6 protein-coding genes are annotated in these 19,612 nt (G+C 47.1%); 3 read left to right on the forward strand and 3 right to left on the reverse strand.

The genetic code is table 11. From position 1 onward, the window contains the following. The 3 genes from QUA57_RS14200 to ppsA form a co-directional block, all read right to left on the reverse strand. Positions 1–5,553: DUF4347 domain-containing protein (locus QUA57_RS14200; protein WP_333061655.1), on the reverse strand; the 5,553-nt coding region annotated here is incomplete at its 3' end. 1,303 nt (positions 5,554–6,856) lie between these two features. Further along, a complete protein-coding gene (locus tag QUA57_RS14205) occupies positions 6,857–7,177 on the reverse strand; it encodes a DUF6464 family protein (protein WP_333061653.1) in 321 nt (106 codons plus the stop codon). Positions 7,178–7,607: 430 nt separating this feature from the next. Then, complete coding sequence (gene ppsA / locus QUA57_RS14210) at positions 7,608–10,085, reverse strand: phosphoenolpyruvate synthase (protein ID WP_333061652.1); 2,478 nt, start codon at positions 10,083–10,085, stop codon at positions 7,608–7,610. Positions 10,086–10,347: 262 nt separating this feature from the next. Between ppsA and QUA57_RS14215 the strand changes: the two genes are divergently transcribed. The 3 genes from QUA57_RS14215 (at position 10,348) to QUA57_RS14225 (ending at position 18,938) form a co-directional block, all read left to right on the forward strand. Further along, positions 10,348–10,479 (forward strand): hypothetical protein, encoded by a 132-nt coding sequence (locus QUA57_RS14215; protein WP_333061651.1) that lies wholly within the window; start codon positions 10,348–10,350, stop codon positions 10,477–10,479. 495 nt (positions 10,480–10,974) lie between these two features. Further along, a complete protein-coding gene (locus QUA57_RS14220; RefSeq protein ID WP_333061649.1) occupies positions 10,975–17,466 on the forward strand; it encodes a PAS domain S-box protein in 6,492 nt (2,163 codons plus the stop codon). A 251-nt stretch (positions 17,467–17,717) separates the two neighbouring features. Further along, positions 17,718–18,938: a hybrid sensor histidine kinase/response regulator gene (locus QUA57_RS14225; RefSeq protein ID WP_333041389.1), complete on the forward strand. Its 1,221-nt coding sequence runs from the start codon at positions 17,718–17,720 to the stop codon at positions 18,936–18,938. Positions 18,939–19,612 lie beyond the last annotated feature (674 nt).

Here is a 19,612-nt window from a genome sequence, read left to right on the forward strand (position 1 = left end):
TGGCGTCGGTGTTGGTTGTTCGGGGGCGGGTGTTGGTGGTGTTGGTGTTGGCGCCGGTGTTGGTGGTGTTGGTGTTGCAGTTGGTTCCGGTTCCGGCGTGGGTATGGGCGTCGGCGTGGGTATGGGCGTCGGGGCTGGTGCCGCTGCAGGTGTGGGTGTTGGTGCCGGTGTTGGTGTTGGTTCCGGCGCGAGTGTTGGAGTTGGTGTTAGCCCGGGTATGGGCGTCGGGGCGGGTTCCGCTGCGGGTATGGGCGTCGGGGCGGGTGTTGGTGTTGGTGTTGGTTCCGGCGCAGGTGTTGGTTCCGCTGCAGGTGTTGGTGTTGGTGGTGTTGGTGTTGGTTCCGGCGCGGGTGTTGGTGTTGGCGCGGGTGTCGGCGTCGGTATCGGCGCGGGTGTCGGCGTCGGTATCGCTTCCTTAAGGGGGATGAGAGAGACAGTGGCGACTGCCGCACTGGTGGCGCCGAGGTTATCTGTAGCGCTGTAGGTGAAGTTTGCCCCTGTGAAATTGCCGGACGCCTGGAAGAACAACTGGGTAATTTGCTCGGCTGTCAGGATTTGACCTGCCGTGACCCGCACTCCCTGGCTGGGGTTGCCCAAGAACAGCGTGCCTTCATTGGCTGGTGGCAAGGTGTTTACGGTAAAGGAAACCACCGTGCCGTCGGGGTCGGTTCCTCCGAGTCCGGGGATGTTCACGATTGTTTCCAGCAACAAAGCGACGCTGGAGTTGTTGGCGACGGGCGGCTGGTCGGTGGGAGGTAATAGTGCTAGCAGGGAGGCTGTAGCGGGGGCTGGACTAATGGCGCCGCGGCTGTCTGTGGCGCTGTAGGTAAAGTTGGTGGCTGCGAATTCGCTGGTTGCTTGGAAGAATAACTGGCTGATTTGAGTTGCGCTAAGTCTTTGGCCTGCCGTGATCCGGATTCCCTGGCTGGGGTCGCCCAAGAACAGCACGCCTTGAGTTGCCGCCGGCAGGGTGTGGATAGTGAAGAATTCGATCGAGTTGTCGGGGTCTTTTGCCGTGAGCTCTGTGAGGTTGACGGTGCTGTTTGGCGCCAGTGTCTTGCTGATGTTTGTGGGTACCGGCGGGTAGTTGAACGCTAGGGACACCAGAGAAACGGTGGCGGCAGGACTGCTGTCACCGAGATTGTCCTTGCTGCTGTAGGTAAAATTAGCTCCTGTGAAATTGCCGGCAGACTCGAAGAATAACTGCGTCATTTGCTCGGCTGTCAGCGTTTGACCTGCCGTGACAGCGATTCCCCCTGTTGCGGGGTCGCCCAAGAACAGGACGCCTTGATTTGCCGGCGGCAGGGTGCTGATTGTGAATGTAACCACTGTGCCGTCTGAGTCTCTGCCTCCGAGCCCGCTAATTTGGACAACGCTGTTGGGCGCGATCGCCACATTGCTGCTGTCGGCTGATGGAAGCTTGTTGGGTGTTGGCTGCGCGAGTAAAATGGCGGTGGTGACAGTGGCTCTGGACTCGGAACCGTTGTTATTTCTGGGTTCGGGGTCAAAAGTGGTCGCTCGACTCTGGGAAGTATTGCTAATGGTGCCCGTCGCTGGAACGACTACTGTTACTTCGCGGTTGATGTTGCTGCCGCTAGTCAAACTGGGAATTGTTGGGAAGGTGACAACCCCTGTCACTGGGTCGTAAGTGCCGTTATCGGATGCGCTGACTCCCGTTAAACCGGGAATGATGCTGTCTGTAATCACTACGTTTTCAGCAGCATTCGGCCCATTGTTTGCGGTAGTTATAGTATAAGTCACGGAACTACCAGCAGGAGCAGATGTGAGACCGCTTTTGGACGTAACCAGGTCGGCTAAAGCATCGATCGAGGTAATGACTCGCCCCCCCGCCTGACCGGGCAATGCGAATGTCGAGCCGTTGTTGTTCGTCAAGTCGGGGTCAAAAGTGGACGCTCGACTCAAGACAATGTTAGTGATGCTCGTCAGGGTAGGCGGCGGTACAAACATCAGGGTGCGGGTGACGCTGCTGCCGCTGGCTAAAGTCGCGATCGCTGGGAAATCGATCGTCCCTGTGTCTGGATTGTAGGTTCCTTCATCGGACACGCTGACATTAGTTAAGCCGGGAATCAGGCTGTCGGTGATGACTACGTTGGTCGCGGGACTCGGCCCTAAGTTGGTAGTAGTAATTGTATAAAGTAGCGTGTCGCCCACCTTGATGCTGGCGGGAGCCGTTTTTTGGGTGACAACATCGGCCACAGCATCGATCGAGGTAATGACTCGCCCCCCCGCCTGACCGGGCAATGCGACTGTCGAGCCGTCGTTGTTGGTTAAGTCCGGGTCAAAAGTGGACGCTCGACTCAAGACAATGTTGGTGATGCTCGTCAGGGTAGGTGGCGGTACAAACATCAGGGTGCGGGTGACGCTGCTGCCGCTGGCAAAAGTCGCGATCGCTGGGAAATCGATCGTCCCTGTGTCTGGATTGTAGGTTCCTTCATCGGACACGCTGACATTAGTTAAGCCGGGAATCAGGCTGTCGGTGATGACTACGTTGGTCGCGGGACTCGGCCCTAAGTTGGTAGTAGTAATTGTATAAAGTAGCGTGTCGCCCACCTCGATGCTGGCGGGAGCCGTTTTTTGGGTGACAACATCGGCCACAGCATCGATTGATGTGGTGACGGTGGCGTTGGGGTTTGTACCGTTGTTGTTGGCCGGAGTGGAGTCGGGAGTGATGGAGGTACTTCTGGCCGTGTTGCTAATGGAAGTTAGGGTGGGCGGTACTGTGAAGCCGATCGTCCGGGTGAGTGTCTCCGCATTGGCGATTGCCACCGGCCCGAAGGTGACAATGCCTGTCACTGGATCGTAAACGCCGCCGTTAGATGCCGTTACTCCGGTTAACCCGGGAATTATGCTGTCCGTGATGGTTACAGCTTCTGCAGGACTGGGCCCTAAGTTGACTGTAGCGATTGTATAGCTGACTGAGCTACCGGCGCGAGCATCCGTAGAGCCGGTTTTGGTGGTTGCCAGATCCGCGTTGGGCGCAATACTTGTCGTAACCGTAGAGTTGGTGGGAGTGCCGTCTTTGTTGGTTGTCGAGCCGTTGTTGTTAGTGGCGATCGGATCGAAAGTCGCCGCGCTACTCCGGGCGGTGTTGCTGATGTCGGTACGGGTGGCTGGGGCAATGAAACTGATGGTGCGGGTCGCAGTAGCCGCAGTTGCCAGCGCCGTCAGTGCTGGGAAGGTGACAATGCCCGAAACAGGGTCGTAAGTGCCGTCGTCCGATACGCTGACTCCTTTTAAACCCGGAATAATGCTGTCAGTGATTGTCACATCGGCAGCGGGGTCTGGCCCCCTGTTAGTCGTACTCAATGTGTAGGCGACGCTTGACCCGGCCGAAGTAGTCACAGGGCCACTTTTGGTAGTAACTAAATCCGCGACTGTATTGACAACTGTGGTAAAGACTACACCAGGCCCCTCGATTTGCCCAGGTGCAAGCACACCGCTGTTGTTGCTGAGGTCGGGGTCGAAAGTCGAGCTAGTGCTGAATGCAACGTTGGCAAAACTGCTACCGCTGGTTAAACCGGGCGGCAAATCAATTGTCAGTGTGTAAGTCAGAGTCTCGCCGGCATTGAGAACCGGAATTAACGGCCAGGTGACAGCCTTGGTTTGGTTCACGTAAGTGCCGTTGTTGGAGGCACTGAGAACCGGGGGCAATCCGCCCGGACGCAGGAGTTCTAAAGGTATTTCGTCTTGAATCAGAACATTTGTAGCAGGCGCTGGCCCCCTGTTTACAGTAGTAATCGTGTAGGTAATGCTGCTTCCGGGCTTGACGAACTGTGGGCCGGTCTTAATAGTGGCAACCTCTGCGGTGATACTGGGAGGATTGATAGTTTCAACTACGAGGTTTTGAAGTTCGTGAATGTTGTTGGCGGCTCCTGTGGAACTGCCAAAACCAAATTTGAAAATTGGCGGTACTCGGCCGTTTTCGATTGCCAAGTTGGGGATATCGATCAATGTAGTTTCGTAGATGTCGTCGAAATTTTCATCGAAGGCAACGGTGAGGCGAGAGGGTTCCACCGGATCATTAGATGGATTCAGCGTAATTTGAACGGATCTTTTGGCTAAATTGCGCTCGCTCGTGAACGTATTGCTGAAATTAAAACTGCGGCCGGCAATAGGGCCACTAAAGTCAATGCTCGTAGGAATGTTATCGATGCCGAAGGGAACGATCGCATTTGTTAAAAACTGATAACCGTCTGCTTGATTTCCTCTAACAGTTACTGAATCAGGTCTGAAAGAACCAATAGAGGAGCCTGGAATCGGAGGCGGCTCTGGGCCAGAGCGCCCTTCTGTGGATGTTGAAAAATTGCCAAACTCGTCAAGCCCAATGCCTAAATAACCTCCCTCAATACCGGGTATACCCGTTCGTGGAGCGTAAGCCACAGAACCGCCATAACCCCCAGTCCTTGTTGGGCTAACAGTGCCGTCAATCAAGAAGAAACCCAGCCCGTCCCCTGGCTGAGGGCGAATATTGGGTTGCGGAGCCTCAAATTGCTCCCTTGAACCGTAAGAATAAAAATCAAACTGAACTCTGAGACCGTCGGTTGAAGGAATGGGGTTGTTGTAGATAACGAAGGCTTCCCGAAGGTTTACTGCTGGAGTTAATAGCAGAGCGCCATCGCCGGGACTTGCACCGCCCAAAGCCGGAAGTACGCCGGATACTGTGCCTCCGGTAATGCCGGGGATAAGTTGATCGGCTGCTGGAAGGTTACTGCTGGGATCGAACAGTGCCCCGTCGTTTCCCCCGTAAATCCAAGGCCCCCTAACTGTGGAGTTTTTGAAGGTTTCGTTAACTAATGTGCCGAGGGCGTAAGGGTAGGCTTCGAGCACTTCTTTTTCAATGGCGATTCTCGCCTTTATTTCCCCGGTCGCAAATTTTAATTGCCAGTCGCCGCCGAGTGCCGCACTCCCCGTCAAGTTGTCGGAAGCTGCAATATCTGCACCGACAATCAAGCTCAGCCTCCGCACGAAGGCCTCGCCGTTTTCCCCCGCTGCGACGCTGCACCCGAATAACAAGATATCTCCTCTCTCGCTGAGGACTTTTCCCCACTGCTGTAACAAATGACTGTAGGTTTGTAAGTTGTCGTTGCAGAGTTCGATCGACCCTAGCTGCACCCCCGCTTCTCGACCGTGAGAAACTATCTGAAGGCTGTCTAAATCGCTGCAATTAGCCAGAATTCTAGTAATTTGCTCGACTCCATCCCGCGTCGAGTCCAATACAAATACCTCTGTGTCGGCTGTTGCTCCTCTTGCCAAACTGTCGAAGTTCTCTACTCTGGCATCGAGAAACAGTACATTTTTTAGAGTCCGGGCGCCCACAGACTCGGTTGCTCGTAAAAATTCTCTGTGGGGATGCCCAATTCCCGCGTCGCCACCAAGTTTGTGAGACAGGAAACACTCGTCTGCTTTTACTTGTTTTATTTGTTTTTTCTGATGATAAGTAGTTGTTTTTCGGAACTTTGTGCCAGCAATCCTTGCGGTGGAGTCACATATTTTTTGGGTTAGAAAGATTGATTTATTGCAGATGCTTTGCATGGTCAAATTGTCTCACGGATTGTAGATGATGTACCTAGTTCAAGATGATAATTATCACGTATTGAAAAGGTTAAATTGCAGACTAAGAGGCTCTGCTGCTTGACTTAAATCAAGAGCAAAAAGCGAATTTTACTCAGCAAAAAGCAGTGCTATATTGATATTGAATAGCATTGAAAATATAGCCGGCAGAAGCGCTGATGATTGGGGGTTTAAATCCCAATAACCTTTCTATCGGGTGACATTTTGCCTTCGGCTTTTTTCTGTTCTGTTAGCGAGTGTATCTGTTACACGCCTAGCTCTGACATCGCGCAGTAGATAAGAACACGAGTTCTCAAAAATTTACTTGATGAGGTTTTCTGTACCTCGTCTAATGCACTTTAGTTTGCAGATAAAACTCTCTATTTCTAGACGTATAAACCTGGTTTGAGGGACGAAAAGACTTCTTTGCAGCCCTCGCTCCCGGTAAACAACTCGGTTTCTTTGGTGTTGGTGTGCAAGCCCTGTTCACAATAGCAACCACACATTAATTAGGGAGTGATAGCCGTCACATAATTATGCCGGCCGTGCCCGAAGTGTCATTCAACTGAGATCTTTTACCATTATCAATAACCCTTCTATGGGGGGGGTCTCCTGCCCAGCCCATAAGAAAATTCACTTGTTGTGGAACAGACCAGAAAGCCTATTCTTGAAAATGGTGTAACATATGAGATTCAATTGAAATCGGCATACCCTGTATCGACGAAGCGTCTTAAAAATTCATGACTTGGAGTCTGGAGATAGCAATCTAGGTTTGAGACTGTTTCGCTACGATCGCAAAAACAGATTCGTGCAGCCCACAACTAACTTCTCAAACTGTCAACTTAGAGTCTTCGAGCGAGTTTCTGTTTAAGATAAATGCTCGGGACAATGTTTCGTGCAGAATTTTTCATGATGTTTTGGAGAAACTGATTTGGAGATTTGCCCCTCAGCTACTTACGATTTTTGTTGGCTAATTTTCTTAACTGCAGGAGTTACGACCAGGAGACTAGAAACCCAATTTATTCCTAGATTTCTCGCCGCCCAACCAAAATTTATCATCTAAACCTGGTTTCTGATCGTAAGTTGTCAACTAGAAAAACACCGATCGCAATCCGCCCGTTATGGCAACTGTAACCAAGCAATAATGCTCGATTAGGTTTTAATTGCTGAGTTGGGGCGTGGGTCGTCCAAAACAAGCTTCACCAATAATCATTACACGTAAGTACATATTAACTCATTGATGACTACATCCGCAAATAGACGTAGATACAAGCACCAGTATAAGCTATATCTTTTGATCCCCAACGTCAAGTGTTCTGGCTTGGTAGTACCGACAATCTTGACAGGGCCCAGAAGGATTGACAGCGCAGCGAATGTAATTTGAGCGGGCGTTATACTCGCAAGTGATATCGCCGATCGAATAACCGAGGCTTTGTATGTAAGTCCGATCGGCAGTGGGTAGTTGAGTTCGCATGGGTCTATTCGCTACCGCAAGTCTGGCCGCTGCAATTCTATCGCGGGCTTGGCTCTGGGCAGAGCGCATCACCCACAAAGACAGCAGCGACGGAGCTAAACCTATGAAAATAATCAGGAGAGCAGTTAGCACATTTTCAGAGCTTATGTGGAGAATATGTTTGTTGATTTAGGCGATGGCAACAGAAAATCCTCCCCTAAAAGACGGTTTTAAATAAGAAAAGTTTCCGATCAATTCTCAAACTATGCCGCCCGTGTGTTAACCGTTAGCTGGCGGCTGAGTCGGGCGATCGCGCGCAGCGCCAGGGTTCAACAAAGCCAGAAGTGCTGATATGATGTGATGTGATATTATGTCAGGTCAATTATCAGCAATCAAATAGGTTTGTAGTGACGAATGCCAGTCCTGAAAAAAATTAGAGGACTTGGATTCATCACTACAAACGCGAGAGCGATTATTTTACAGGAATACATATGAGAAACCGAGTCGAGTTCAAAAACAACCAAGCCAGAACATGGGGTAGCTATTGTTTGAGAAACCCGGTTGCTCTCCAAAACCACAACGGTTAAACCTTAGCAATATCCCCCGCTAAATCCATCAACGAACCCGCGCCCTCCACCTTAGCAACATCTAACAAAGTTTTCAAAACCGAATCGGGATTCAAACTCATCGAATCAATTCCCAACTCAACCAAGAAACGAGCAAACTCCGGATAATCGCTGGGCGCTTGACCGCAAATCCCAATCTTGCGATCGTACTTCTTGGCAGCTTTAATCGCAATTGCTACCATTCGCTTGACAGCTTCATTCCGTTCGTCAAAAATGTGCGCGACTAAAGCAGAATCCCGGTCTAATCCTAATGTTAGCTGAGTTAAATCGTTAGAGCCGATCGAGAATCCGTCAAAAACTTGGGCGAATTCGTCAGCAAATATGACATTGCTCGGCAATTCGCACATCACATACACTTGCAAGCCGTTCTCGCCCTTAACTAAACCGTGTTTTGCCATCTCGGCTAACACTTTTCGCCCTTCATCTGGGGTGCGACAAAATGGAATCATCGGAATCACATTTGTCAAGCCCATTTCGTCGCGAACTCGCTTTAATGCTTTGCATTCCAAAGCGTAAGCTTCGCGGTAATTCGGGTCGTAATAACGAGAGGCGCCACGCCACCCGATCATCGGGTTTTCTTCCTTGGGTTCAAACTGCCGACCTCCCAAAAGATTAGCATATTCGTTGCTCTTGAAATCGCTCATCCGCACGATAACTGGATTTGGATAAAATGCGGCGGCAATTGTGGCAATTCCGTGGGCGAGTTTGTCGGTGAAGAAATCGGGTTTGTGTTGGTAAAGTGCTGTGAGTTCTGCAATTTCTTCCTTGACTGATTCATCCACTAATTCATCAAAGTGAATCAGTGCCAGTGGGTGTGCTTTAATGTGATTTGCAATGATGAATTCCAACCGCGCTAAGCCTACGCCGTCGCAAGGAATGGCTGATAAACCAAAGGCTTCTTCTGGGTTCCCGACATTCATTAAAATTTGAGTGCGGGTGCGGGGTAAATTCTCGATCGCAGTTTCTTGAATTTCAAAAGGAAGCAAACCGGAATAAACTTTGCCTTCGTCTCCTTCGGAACAAGAAACAGTGATTTCTTGATGATTTTTCAAGATTTGAGTGGCGTCGCCGGTGCCGACAATGGCGGGAATTCCCATTTCTCTGGCTATGATGGCGGCGTGACAAGTGCGGCCGCCGGAATTGGTGACGATCGCACTTGCTTTTTTCATAATCGGTTCCCAATCCGGGTCGGTTTTGTTGGTAACTAAAACTTCTCCTGATTGAAATTCAGCGATTCTGTGCACATCTAAAATTATACGGGCTGGGCCTTGTCCGATTGATTCGCCAACGGCGCGTCCTTTTGCTAAAACTGCACTGCTACCTTGCAATTTGTAGTTTCGCAAAACTTTAGCAGACTTTTGAGATTGTACTGTTTCGGGTCGCGCTTGGACAATAAACAATTCGCCCGTATTGCCGTCTTTTGCCCACTCAATGTCCATCGGGGTATAAGTCCCGCGCACTTTAGAGTAGTGTTCTTCGATGACTACTGCCCATTTTGCTAGTTGCAGAATTTCATCATCTTGTATGGCAAATTTATTTTTTTCGGCTGCTATCACGGAGACGTTTTTGGTGTATTTAGAACCGCCGATGTCGTACACCATTTTGAGTGTTTTGCTGCCGAGGCGTTTGTCTAAAATCGGGCGAAAACCTTGTTTTAATGTTGGTTTAAAGACGAAGTATTCGTCGGGGTTGACGGTTCCTTGGACGACGTTTTCGCCTAATCCGTAGGCGGCGGTTACTAATACGGCGTTTTTGAATCCGGTTTCCGTGTCGATGCTGAACATGACGCCGGAGGATGCTAAGTCCGATCGCACCATTTTTTGGACACCGACTGATAGGGCGACTTCAAAGTGGTCGAAACCCCGCTGTTGGCGGTAGGAAATTGCGCGATCGGTGAATATGGAAGCAAAGCATTTGTGACAGCATTCGAGGACGCCTGCGCAAGCTTGGACGTTCAGGTAGGTTTCTTGCTGTCCGGCGAAACTGGCGTCGGGTAAGTCTTCCGCGGTGGCGGAGGAACGCACTGCTACGTCTGTACTGTCGCCGTAGCGATCGCACAATTTTTCGTAAGCATCCGCTATCGCCGCTTGGAGTTCTCGCGGAAATGGTGTGTCGAGAATCAGTGCCCGCGCTTGCTTGCCTTTTTGTCGCAGGTTCTGCAGATCTTCTACGTCTAAATCGGCAAAAATTTCGCGCAATTTAGCTTCTAAACCCGCTGACTGGATAAAGTACCGGTAAGCGTGTGCTGTAGTTGCAAATCCGTTGGGAACTCTAACTCCTTGGCCAGTTAATTGTTGAATCATTTCCCCCAAAGAAGCATTTTTACCGCCTACTAATGGGATGTCGGCGATGCCGACTTCATCAAATAACAATACTAAGGCTTTTTCTTTGGGAATAAAACCGGGTTTTTGTTCAATTGCTAAATTGTCGAGCATTGCTTTTTTCCTCTCAACTTCTGCTCATTTCGGTCAAAGGACAGTAAACAAAAGACAGTTTATTGGGAATTGTAATTTTGTTACAAAAATTCTCAAAATTTTTCCTAGGCTGTATCAACCGAGTTTTCGATTGCCTCTACTTCAAGATTATCACTTTTTGGCTAAATAGCAAGGCCTGTTGAGATTTTTTATTTGATTGCAAAAAGTAAAGAAATCGCAGTAATGAGTTTATGTAAGGTATTCTAAAAGAAGTGGTAAAAATATGAATAGCGAAGATAGTTCCCACCGTTTTTTTGGCGTTGAGCGCTCATTGGTGCGGGGATATTGCTCGGATTGTGTTGGTAGCGGAATTGAAAGACAACAAAGGATGGAGTTCGAGCGCGCGATCGGCTGAACCCGCCCAAAAACCGATACTTATTTTCCGACAGGAGTCGTGAGTCGCCCAAAATTTGAGATTCTAGTTCAACCTCCCCGATTCATCTGTGCACTACATCTAAAATCTAAAATCGTGTCACAGGGGCGATCGCCCAAAAAAATACTAAGCAGCTTAGTTTCCTCCTGAAACCCAGCTTCTAAAAACCTTAAAAAATTTCCCCCTGATTGCGTTAGCCTACTTAGAGGAAAAACACAATCGCATAGGTATCAGATATTGTACCATTTTCAATAAGCCTTTTAAGGGCTGGTTAGAAGAACCCCTCCCAAGAAAATTTACTCTTTGTGAAATGGGCCGGAAAGCCCGTTCTTGAGAACCGTTCAACATCTGAGATAAAGTGCATTGTAATTGTTGAACCAAAGAGTTTTTAACTGGGAAGGGCGGGATTTGTGGCTATACAATTCTTTATATGCTATAATAGTTGGCTAAACTGCCTTATGACAAAAAACAAGGTATATGATATCAGTTTTGAGCCCACCCGCAAAGCGAAACGGCTTTAAAGTTCTTCTGGTCGAAGACAATCAAGCAGAAGCCGATCTGATTGAAGAATTATTATTAGAAACAAACGTCAGTAGAGCCGAACCCCAGAGGCTATCAGTAAGTTGTACAGACCGTCTCAGCAAAGCGCAGCAACTTTTGGTCAGCGAACATTTTGATGTGATTTTACTAGATCTTTCGCTGCCCGACAGCCAAGACTTAAATACAATTGTCAAAATACAAGAATATAGTCTAAATACTCCGATTGTCGTACTGACTGCCCGCAACGATGAAGAGCTTGCCGTGCAGTCAATCCAAGCCGGAGCTCAAGATTATCTAGTCAAGCGAAAAATTGACAGCGAAGTGTTAATTAGATCGCTTCGTTATGCAGTCGAGCGACAGCACAACCAAGAAGCTTTACGAAAAAGCGAAGAAAAATATCGCTCGGTAGTCGAGAATTCTCTCGTCGGCATTGCCATTCTGGCTCCTCCGAGTTGCCCCTCAGCACCAGAAAAATGCGAGTGGTTGGAAGTAAACGATGCTTTGTGCGATTTGCTGGGATACGATCGCCAGGATTTTTGGCATGAGAGTTGGGAGAGGTGGGTTTTTCCTGAAGACTTGCAGTCGAGTTTAGAGCAGTTAAATAAAATTTTGGCAGGGGAGAGTGAAGGCTATGTTTTAGACCAAAGGTGGCGCAAAAAAGACGGAAAAACAGTTTATACTAGAGTTTCCATGCGGTGTATTCGCGCTCTCGACGGCTCGATGGACCACCTGATTAAAGTAGTCTTGGATGTGAGCGATCGCTACCGTTACGAAGCTCAATTAAAAGCATCAGAAGAGTTTTTAAATCACACGATTAATTCTACTCCTGACCCGATTTTTGTCAAAGATGAGCAGCACAGATGGATCGTATTAAACGATGCTTTTTGCAATTTGATAGGAAAAAGGCGAGCGGAACTGATTGGCAAGTCAGGATACGATTTTTTTCGCCCCGATCAAGCGGCTTTTTTTTGGCAACAAGACGAGCAAGTATTGCAAAGAAGTCTTTCTCAGGAAACAGAAGAAAATTTTACCGATGGCGGCGGAAAAGAACGCATTATATCTACCAAAAAAACAGTTTTTAACAACGCCGACGGTCGTAAAATGTTGGTCGGAACAATGCGAGATGTTACCGAATACAAACGCCAACAAATTGCGTTGCAGGAAAGCGAAGCTCGATTTCAAATAATGACCGAAAACGTGCCGGGAATGATTTATCAATATCGGCTTTATGTAGATGGTAAAATATCTTTTACTTACGTTTCTTCTGGCAGTTTGCAGATCTACAATTTAAAACCAGAACAAATAGAAGAAAATGCCACTTTGGCTTTTGCAACAGTTCACCCAGACGACATCTCAGACTTGCAGCGATCGATCGCAACTTCGGCGGCGACTCAGCAAGCTTGGCAACACCAGTGGCGGCAAGTTATGGGAGATCGAGTGAAATGGCTGCAAGGCGCATCGAAGCCAGAAAGGCAAGCCAACGGTGATATAGTTTGGGACGGTTTGGTGATGGATGTTACCGAATTGAAACAAACCCAGCAAGACCGCGATCGATTTTTTAATCTCTCGCTGGATTTACTTTGCATTGCAGGTTTTGATGGCTATTTTAAACGCTTAAACCCCGCTTGGTCAAATGTATTAGGTTATAGCAGTGATGAAATCTTAGCCAAACCTTTGATAGAATTCGTCCATCCAGAAGACCTAGAAATTACTGTAGCGGAATTAGAAAAACTTAAAAAAAGCCACCCTGTTATTAGCTTAGAAAACCGCTATCTTTGCCAAGATGGTACTTATAAATGGCTGTCGTGGACAGCATCGCCGTTTGCAGAAGAAGGTTTGATTTATGCAGTGGCTCGCGACGTTACATTTAGCAAGCAAGCTGAAGCTGAATTGCGTAAGAGCGAAGCCACCAACCGCGCTCTTTTAAATGCGATACCAGACATGATATTTCGCTGTCGGGCAGACGGCACTTTTGTAGACTTCAAACCTGCCAAAGATTTCGAGAAAATCATCCCACAAAAATCACTAATTGGCAAAAAAGCACAAGACATATTGCCGACTGCTTTTGCTGAAAAAATCTTGTCCGGCAATCAACAAGCGCTCGACAATGGCGAGATTCAATTCGTAGAATATCAAATGCCAGTTAATGGTGAACTGTACGATTTTGAAGCGAGAATTGTCTTCTGCACGGAGGACGAAATTATCGCGATTGTCCGCGATATCACTCAACGCAAACGCTCTGAGTCAGTCCTCCAGAGGCAAGCAGCAGCCATGGCCCAAGCTTCCGAAGGTATCGCCATATTCAGTGCCGACAAAGAGGTGATTTATTGCAACGCAGCGCGAGTAAAAATCTACGGTTACGACTCTCTCGAAGAAATCTTAGGTAAAAGTTGGAAAACATTCTACCAAGGTGCAGAGCTGCAAAGGTTCGAGCAAGAAGTCCTGCCGACTTTAGTGCAGAAAGGTTCTTACAGCACCGAAGCAGTAGGATGCCGTCGCGACCGCTCGGAAGTCCCTATAGATGTCTCGCTGACAATGCTGCCCGACGGGGAAATCATTTGCATTGTTCGCGATATTTCCCAAAGGAAACAAGCAGAAGCAGCACTGCGAGAGAGCCAGCGATTCATTCAACAAATTGCAGGGGCAAGTCCTAATATTTTGTATGTTTGTGACTTAATTGAAAAAAAAAATATCTATGGAAACGCTTCTATCTACCACATCCTTGGCTATAAATTAGAGGAGATTCAGGCAATGGAACCGTGGATGATGTCAACTTTAATCCACCCCCAAGATTCAATTAAAATGCCTGATTATTTACAGCAAGTTGAAACAGGCAGCGAAGGGGATATCTTTGAAATTGAATACCGAATTAGGCACAAGGATGGTTCTTGGCGCTGGATGGTCAGCCGAGATACTGTATTTGCGAAAACAGCAGACGGTAAGTTAAAACAAATTCTCGGCACGGCAACTGATATTACAGAAAGCAAGCAAGCAGAAGATGAAATAAAGCTGTTACTGGCAGCAACTCAAGCCATTAGTCAATTTGCAGATTTTCACAGCGCCCTCCCAGATATTTTGCGGTTGCTGTGCAATGCGATCGGCTGGAATTTTGCGGAAGCTTGGATACCGACTGCTAACGGTACTTTTTTGGAACACAGCGAAACTTGGTACGCTAGCGAGCGCGATTTAGATACGTTCGGGCGCGAAAGTAAAAAAATTAGATTCGCCGCCGGAGTGGCAGTACCTGGACGCATTTGGTCAACTAGCAAGGTAGAATGGATTGAAGATATTTCTCTAGCCACAAATCATCTTTTTGCCCGATCGCAAATGGCGGCATCAGTCGGATTGAAAGCTTGTTTCGGAGTGCCAATTCACGCTAGCTCAGAGGTGCTGGCAGTTTTGGTATTCTGCAAGCGCGACCGCTCAATTATGGAACCGCGTATAGTAGAGTTGGTCAAGGCTGTAGCGACTCAATTGGGCGATCATATTCAGCGCAAACAAGCCGAAGAAGAATTGCGTAAAAGTGAAGAACGCTGGCAGTTAGTTCTCAAAGGCAATCAAGACGGAATTTGGGATCTGAATCTTCAAACAAATGAAGCTTTTCGATCGGCCCGCTGGCAAGAAATTATCGGTTACACAGACGGCGACATCGACAGCAACTACAGCGCATGGATCGATCGCATCCATCCAGACGATCGCTCACGAGTCCAAGCAGCGATCCAAGGTTATCTCGATCGCCAAACCCCCAATTACGCCGCCGAATACCGCTTGCAGTGTAAAGACGGTAGCTATAAGTGGGTGCTCGCCCGCGCTCAAGCCGTTTGGGATCAAGCCGGAAACCCTCTGCGGATGGTGGGTTCGATGACGGATATTAGCGATCGCAAAGCAGCAGAATTAGCTTTACTCAAGGTCACTCAAGCCGTCGAAAGTACCAGCGATGCGATCGTGATCGCCGACTTGAAAGGGCGGTCTATTTACCACAATCAAGCCTTCATTCAGCGCTACGGCTACACAGTGGAAGAACTCAATGATATTGGCGATATCACCGCGCTTTATGTCCGGCATAAAAATTACAAACAAATCTATAAAAGCCTTCGCCAAGGTCGCTCTTGGTCTGGCGAAGCTTCCCTGCACACTAAGAGCGGCGAAGCAGTAACTGCTCTGGTGCGAGCCGACAGTATTCAAGATATTAAGGGAAATTACATCGGCTTAATTGCAGTGATTACCGATATCACAAAACGCAAAGAATCAGAGCTGATTTTACGGCAAAAGTTAAAGCGCGAACAGTTGGCAGTAGCCATGCTGGAACGCATTAGATCTTCTCTCAATCTTGAAGAAATTCTTACCAAAAGTGTCGAAGAAGTGCGACATTTTTTGCAAGTAGACCGTACTATTATTTACCAATTTAATCCGGATTGGAGCGGGTTTATCGCTGTCGAGTCGGTTGCCGAAAATGTCCGACCAATTGTAGGAATCGAAATTTATGACCCCTGTTTCGGGTCAGCCTACGTTCCTCTTTACCAAGAGGGCAGAATTAGAGCCATAGAAGATGTTCAAAATGCCGGGCTGGCAGACTGCCACTTGGGTTTGTTGACTCGGCTCGATGTGAGAGCGAATCTGGTAGTGCCGATTTTGCAAGGCGAAAACTTGTGGGGGCTGTTAATTGCCCACCACTGCACGGGCCCGCGTCCCTGGCAGCAATTGGAGGGAGAGTGCCTAAAACAATTGGGGGTGCAGTTGGCGATCGCCATTCAGCAATCGATGCTCTTTGAACAAGCACAAACCGAAATTGCCGATCGCAAACTTGCAGAAGCAGCCCTGCAATTAGCTAAAGAAGCCGCCGAATCCGCCAACCGCGCTAAAAGCGACTTTCTCGCCAACATGAGCCACGAATTGCGGACGCCTTTGAACGGGATTTTGGGATACATTCAACTGCTCAAAGTCGATAAAAATTTTACCGCCGATCAACAGGAAAGTCTTAACAACATTCACCAGTGCGGCAACCACCTGCTGATGCTGATTAATGATGTTTTAGACCTCTCAAAAATCGAAGCTAGTAAAATGGATCTGTCGCTGACAAACGTGCATTTTTCCAGTTTTTTGAAAGGTATTATTGATTTGTTCCAGATGCGCTCAGCTCAAAAAGGAATTGCTTTTAATTACGAGCAGGTTTCAGCGCTTCCAGACGGCATTTTGGCAGACGAAAAAAGGTTGCGTCAAGTTTTGATTAATTTGCTCAGCAATGCCGTTAAGTTTACGAACAGCGGCAGCGTTACATTCAAAGTCGGTTATGCAGAAAATTTCCCCGATAATTATCCTCAAACCAACGGCGAAAATTCTAGTTTGACAGCGGAAATTGCCCCTCAAATAATCAATTTGACCGCTAATTTACACGCGCAGCAAATGTCTAACCCGCCGCTAGGAACAACAGAAGCGCCCGAGGGGATAATAGCAGACAATACCGGCCCTACCCCTACCCCTAAAATTCGCTTTCAAATCGAAGATACGGGCATTGGCATCGGGCAGAATAAATTAGAAGAAATATTTTTGCCTTTTCATCAAGTGGGCGATCATAACAATTTCGTCGAAGGTACCGGACTGGGACTTTCCATCAGCCAAAAATTAGTCAAAATGATGGGCAGCCAAATTCGCGTCCAAAGTAGCTGCGGCAAAGGCAGCATATTTTGGTTGGATCTAGACTTGCCAGCAGTCGCCCAGTGTTCGGAACTCCCCTCCCGCCAAGAAAAAAGCCGGCTTGTAGGTTTTATCGGCCCTCAGCGGAAAGTGCTAATCGTGGACGATCACGAAGTAAATCGCGCCATGTTGCACAGGCTGCTTTTTCATTTAGGCTTTGAAATTGCAGAAGCTACAGACGGCGAAGACTGCTTGCACAAAGCACAGGAATTTCTACCGGATATAATTTTAATGGATTTGCTGATGCCGGTAATGAACGGTTGGGAAGCTACCAGGCTGCTGCGACAGTTGCCGGAATTAAAAGATACGGTTATCCTTGCTTTGTCCGCTAACGTTTACGAGACTACCAAGCAAGAGAGCATACTTGCAGGTTGCGATAATTTTCTCACCAAACCGATTCAAACTAATGAGCTTTTAGAATTATTGCGCCTGCATTTGAGACTAGAATGGGTTTACGAAGAAGGATCACAAACCAAAAAGCGGACAGATCAAACTGCAAAAGCATTTTCTGAGATTGCTGCTGCTGACTCAACGATGGTGTCTCCTGCCTCAGAGTCAGTCTTGGCGTTGTTAAGATTGGCTGCAATGGGCGATATTGAAGCTATTTTGGAAGAAACTGCTAAACTCGAACATTCTGACCCGACATTAGGGCTTTTCGTTCATCACCTGCGCCAACTTGCTAAAGGATTTCAGCTCAAGCAAATTCGAGATTTTTTGAAGCAACATTTGTCCTAAAATTGACGGTAGCTAACAGACAACTCAAAATCAGTTAAATCTCGCGCCCAGAGTACCATTCTCAATTAGGTGTTCTGGCCTCCCGCGAAGCGACAACTTAATTTGCTTGGGCGGCCCGGACTCGCAGCCGGCTCCTCAAAGGGTTATTGCAAATAGAAGCCTCTAGGAAGCAACCGGGTTTCTAGATCCGCCAAAAATTCATGGAATCCCATTTAACCTCACAACCCACAACTCAAAAATCAAAAATTTGAATGTTTCCCTTGAATATGAACGATAAGAATTCCGAAAGAAGCATCATACTAATTGTCGATGACAACCAAACAAATCTTGACGTACTTTTCGAGTTGTTAAGGAATTACGGGTTTAAAGTATTAGTGGCTCTAGACGGCGAAAGTGCGATCGAGCAAATTGACTACATCCATCCAGACTTGATTCTTTTGGATATCATGATGCCAGGAATTGACGGTTTTGAAACTTGCCGACGTTTGAAAGCAGACCTGTCAACGCAAGATATTCCCATCATATTTATGAGCGCCCTTTCCGATACGCCGGATAAAGTAAAAGGCTTTCAGACAGGAGCCGTTGACTACATCACTAAGCCTTTCCAGCACGAAGAAGTTTTGAGCCGGATTCAAACCCACTTGACAATCCGCAGCTTGCAAAAAAAACTCGAAGAAAAAAACCTCGAACTTGCCCACCTCAACCAAAACCTGGAAAGACTTGTTGAACAAAAAACCAAGCAATTAATAAACCAGGAAAAAACAGCCATCATCGGACGTTTGACTCAGGGCATGGTTCACAATCTCAAAAGTCCGCTGCAAGTGATCCAGACTAGCGTCGATTTGATTGAAACAAAAGCCACACAACTTCAAGAAGACTCTCTTTTTAACTATACTAAATATATTTTTCAAGCTGTCACAAAAATCAATCAGATCATGGATACTCTGATGATGAAAAGCCGAAACGAGCAAAAGCAAGATTTGCACCCGGTGAATATCAACGATTTAGTGCAGCGAGAAATTCAGCTATTGGAAGGCAACCTGTATTTTAAAAATAAGATTAGAAAAAAATACTTTTATGACGAAGAAATTGCCAGTATTCCATTAATTTATTCCTATCTTTCTCAAGTATTTTATAATTTAATCAATAATGCAATGGATGCTATGTGGGAAAAGAAAAGCAGAGAAATAACTATCGTGACTCGGCAAGATGACTCGAACATATACATGGATATTGCAGATACGGGATGCGGCATATCATCTGACGATTTGCCAAAAGTTTTTGACCCTTTTTACACCTCCAAGCCACCTAAAGGCGAGGAAAAAACCGAAGGCGAACCGACAGGAACAGGTTTAGGACTTTATACTTGTATTGAACTTTTAAAACCTTTTAACGGTGAGATTGCTATTAGCAGTAATGTCGGTCAAGGCAGCGTGTTTACAGTTGTGCTGCCCAAACCGCAGACAAATTGATCGACTCAACTGAGTTAAATTGTGTCCGGTTAGACAACCATAACTAAGTTGGTAATTAAATTTGTAGCAAGGAATGCAAGTCTTGGTTACTTGCTCAAGAAAAAACTTGCATTGCTCAATACAAATAGGCGCTAATTGCGGGTCATTAACCGAACACAATCTCAGCTCGTATTTTGTAAATTAACGGTAATTATTGTAGCTTAGTAGTAATACCATTAAAAAAAAATGCCACTTTAGGCAAGCTTTAAACCGCTATTTAAAATCTCAAATCTCAAAGGCTATCAGCAATGCAAATCCTGATTACTCCGCGCTCTTTTGACTTACCTCTTGCTATTCCCCTGCCAAAGGTTGTAAATTAAAATAGAGTTGAGTGGCAAGATTGGTAAGAGTATAATAGTTTTGGGCCACTAGGTTTGGGGCGAGGCGGAAAACTTGCAGCGAACAACTCAATTCTATAAATAAATCTGCGTGGTCTGCAAGCACACAGCCCACTCTCAAGCGTGTGGTTCAAGTTCCCCAATCATCAGCTAGGTAGCTGCATCCGCTGCTGACATTTTATAATTACTAAAAAATAGCAAAAGGATAGCAGGAAAAAAAATGCCACTGTACGCAAAAACCCAATTGCGATAGTCATCAGTCATTCCAAATCTCAAATCAAAAATATAAAATATAAA

The organism is Microcoleus sp. Pol7_B2 (assembly GCF_036701035.1).
Taxonomy (GTDB): Bacteria; Cyanobacteriota; Cyanobacteriia; order Cyanobacteriales; family Microcoleaceae; genus Microcoleus.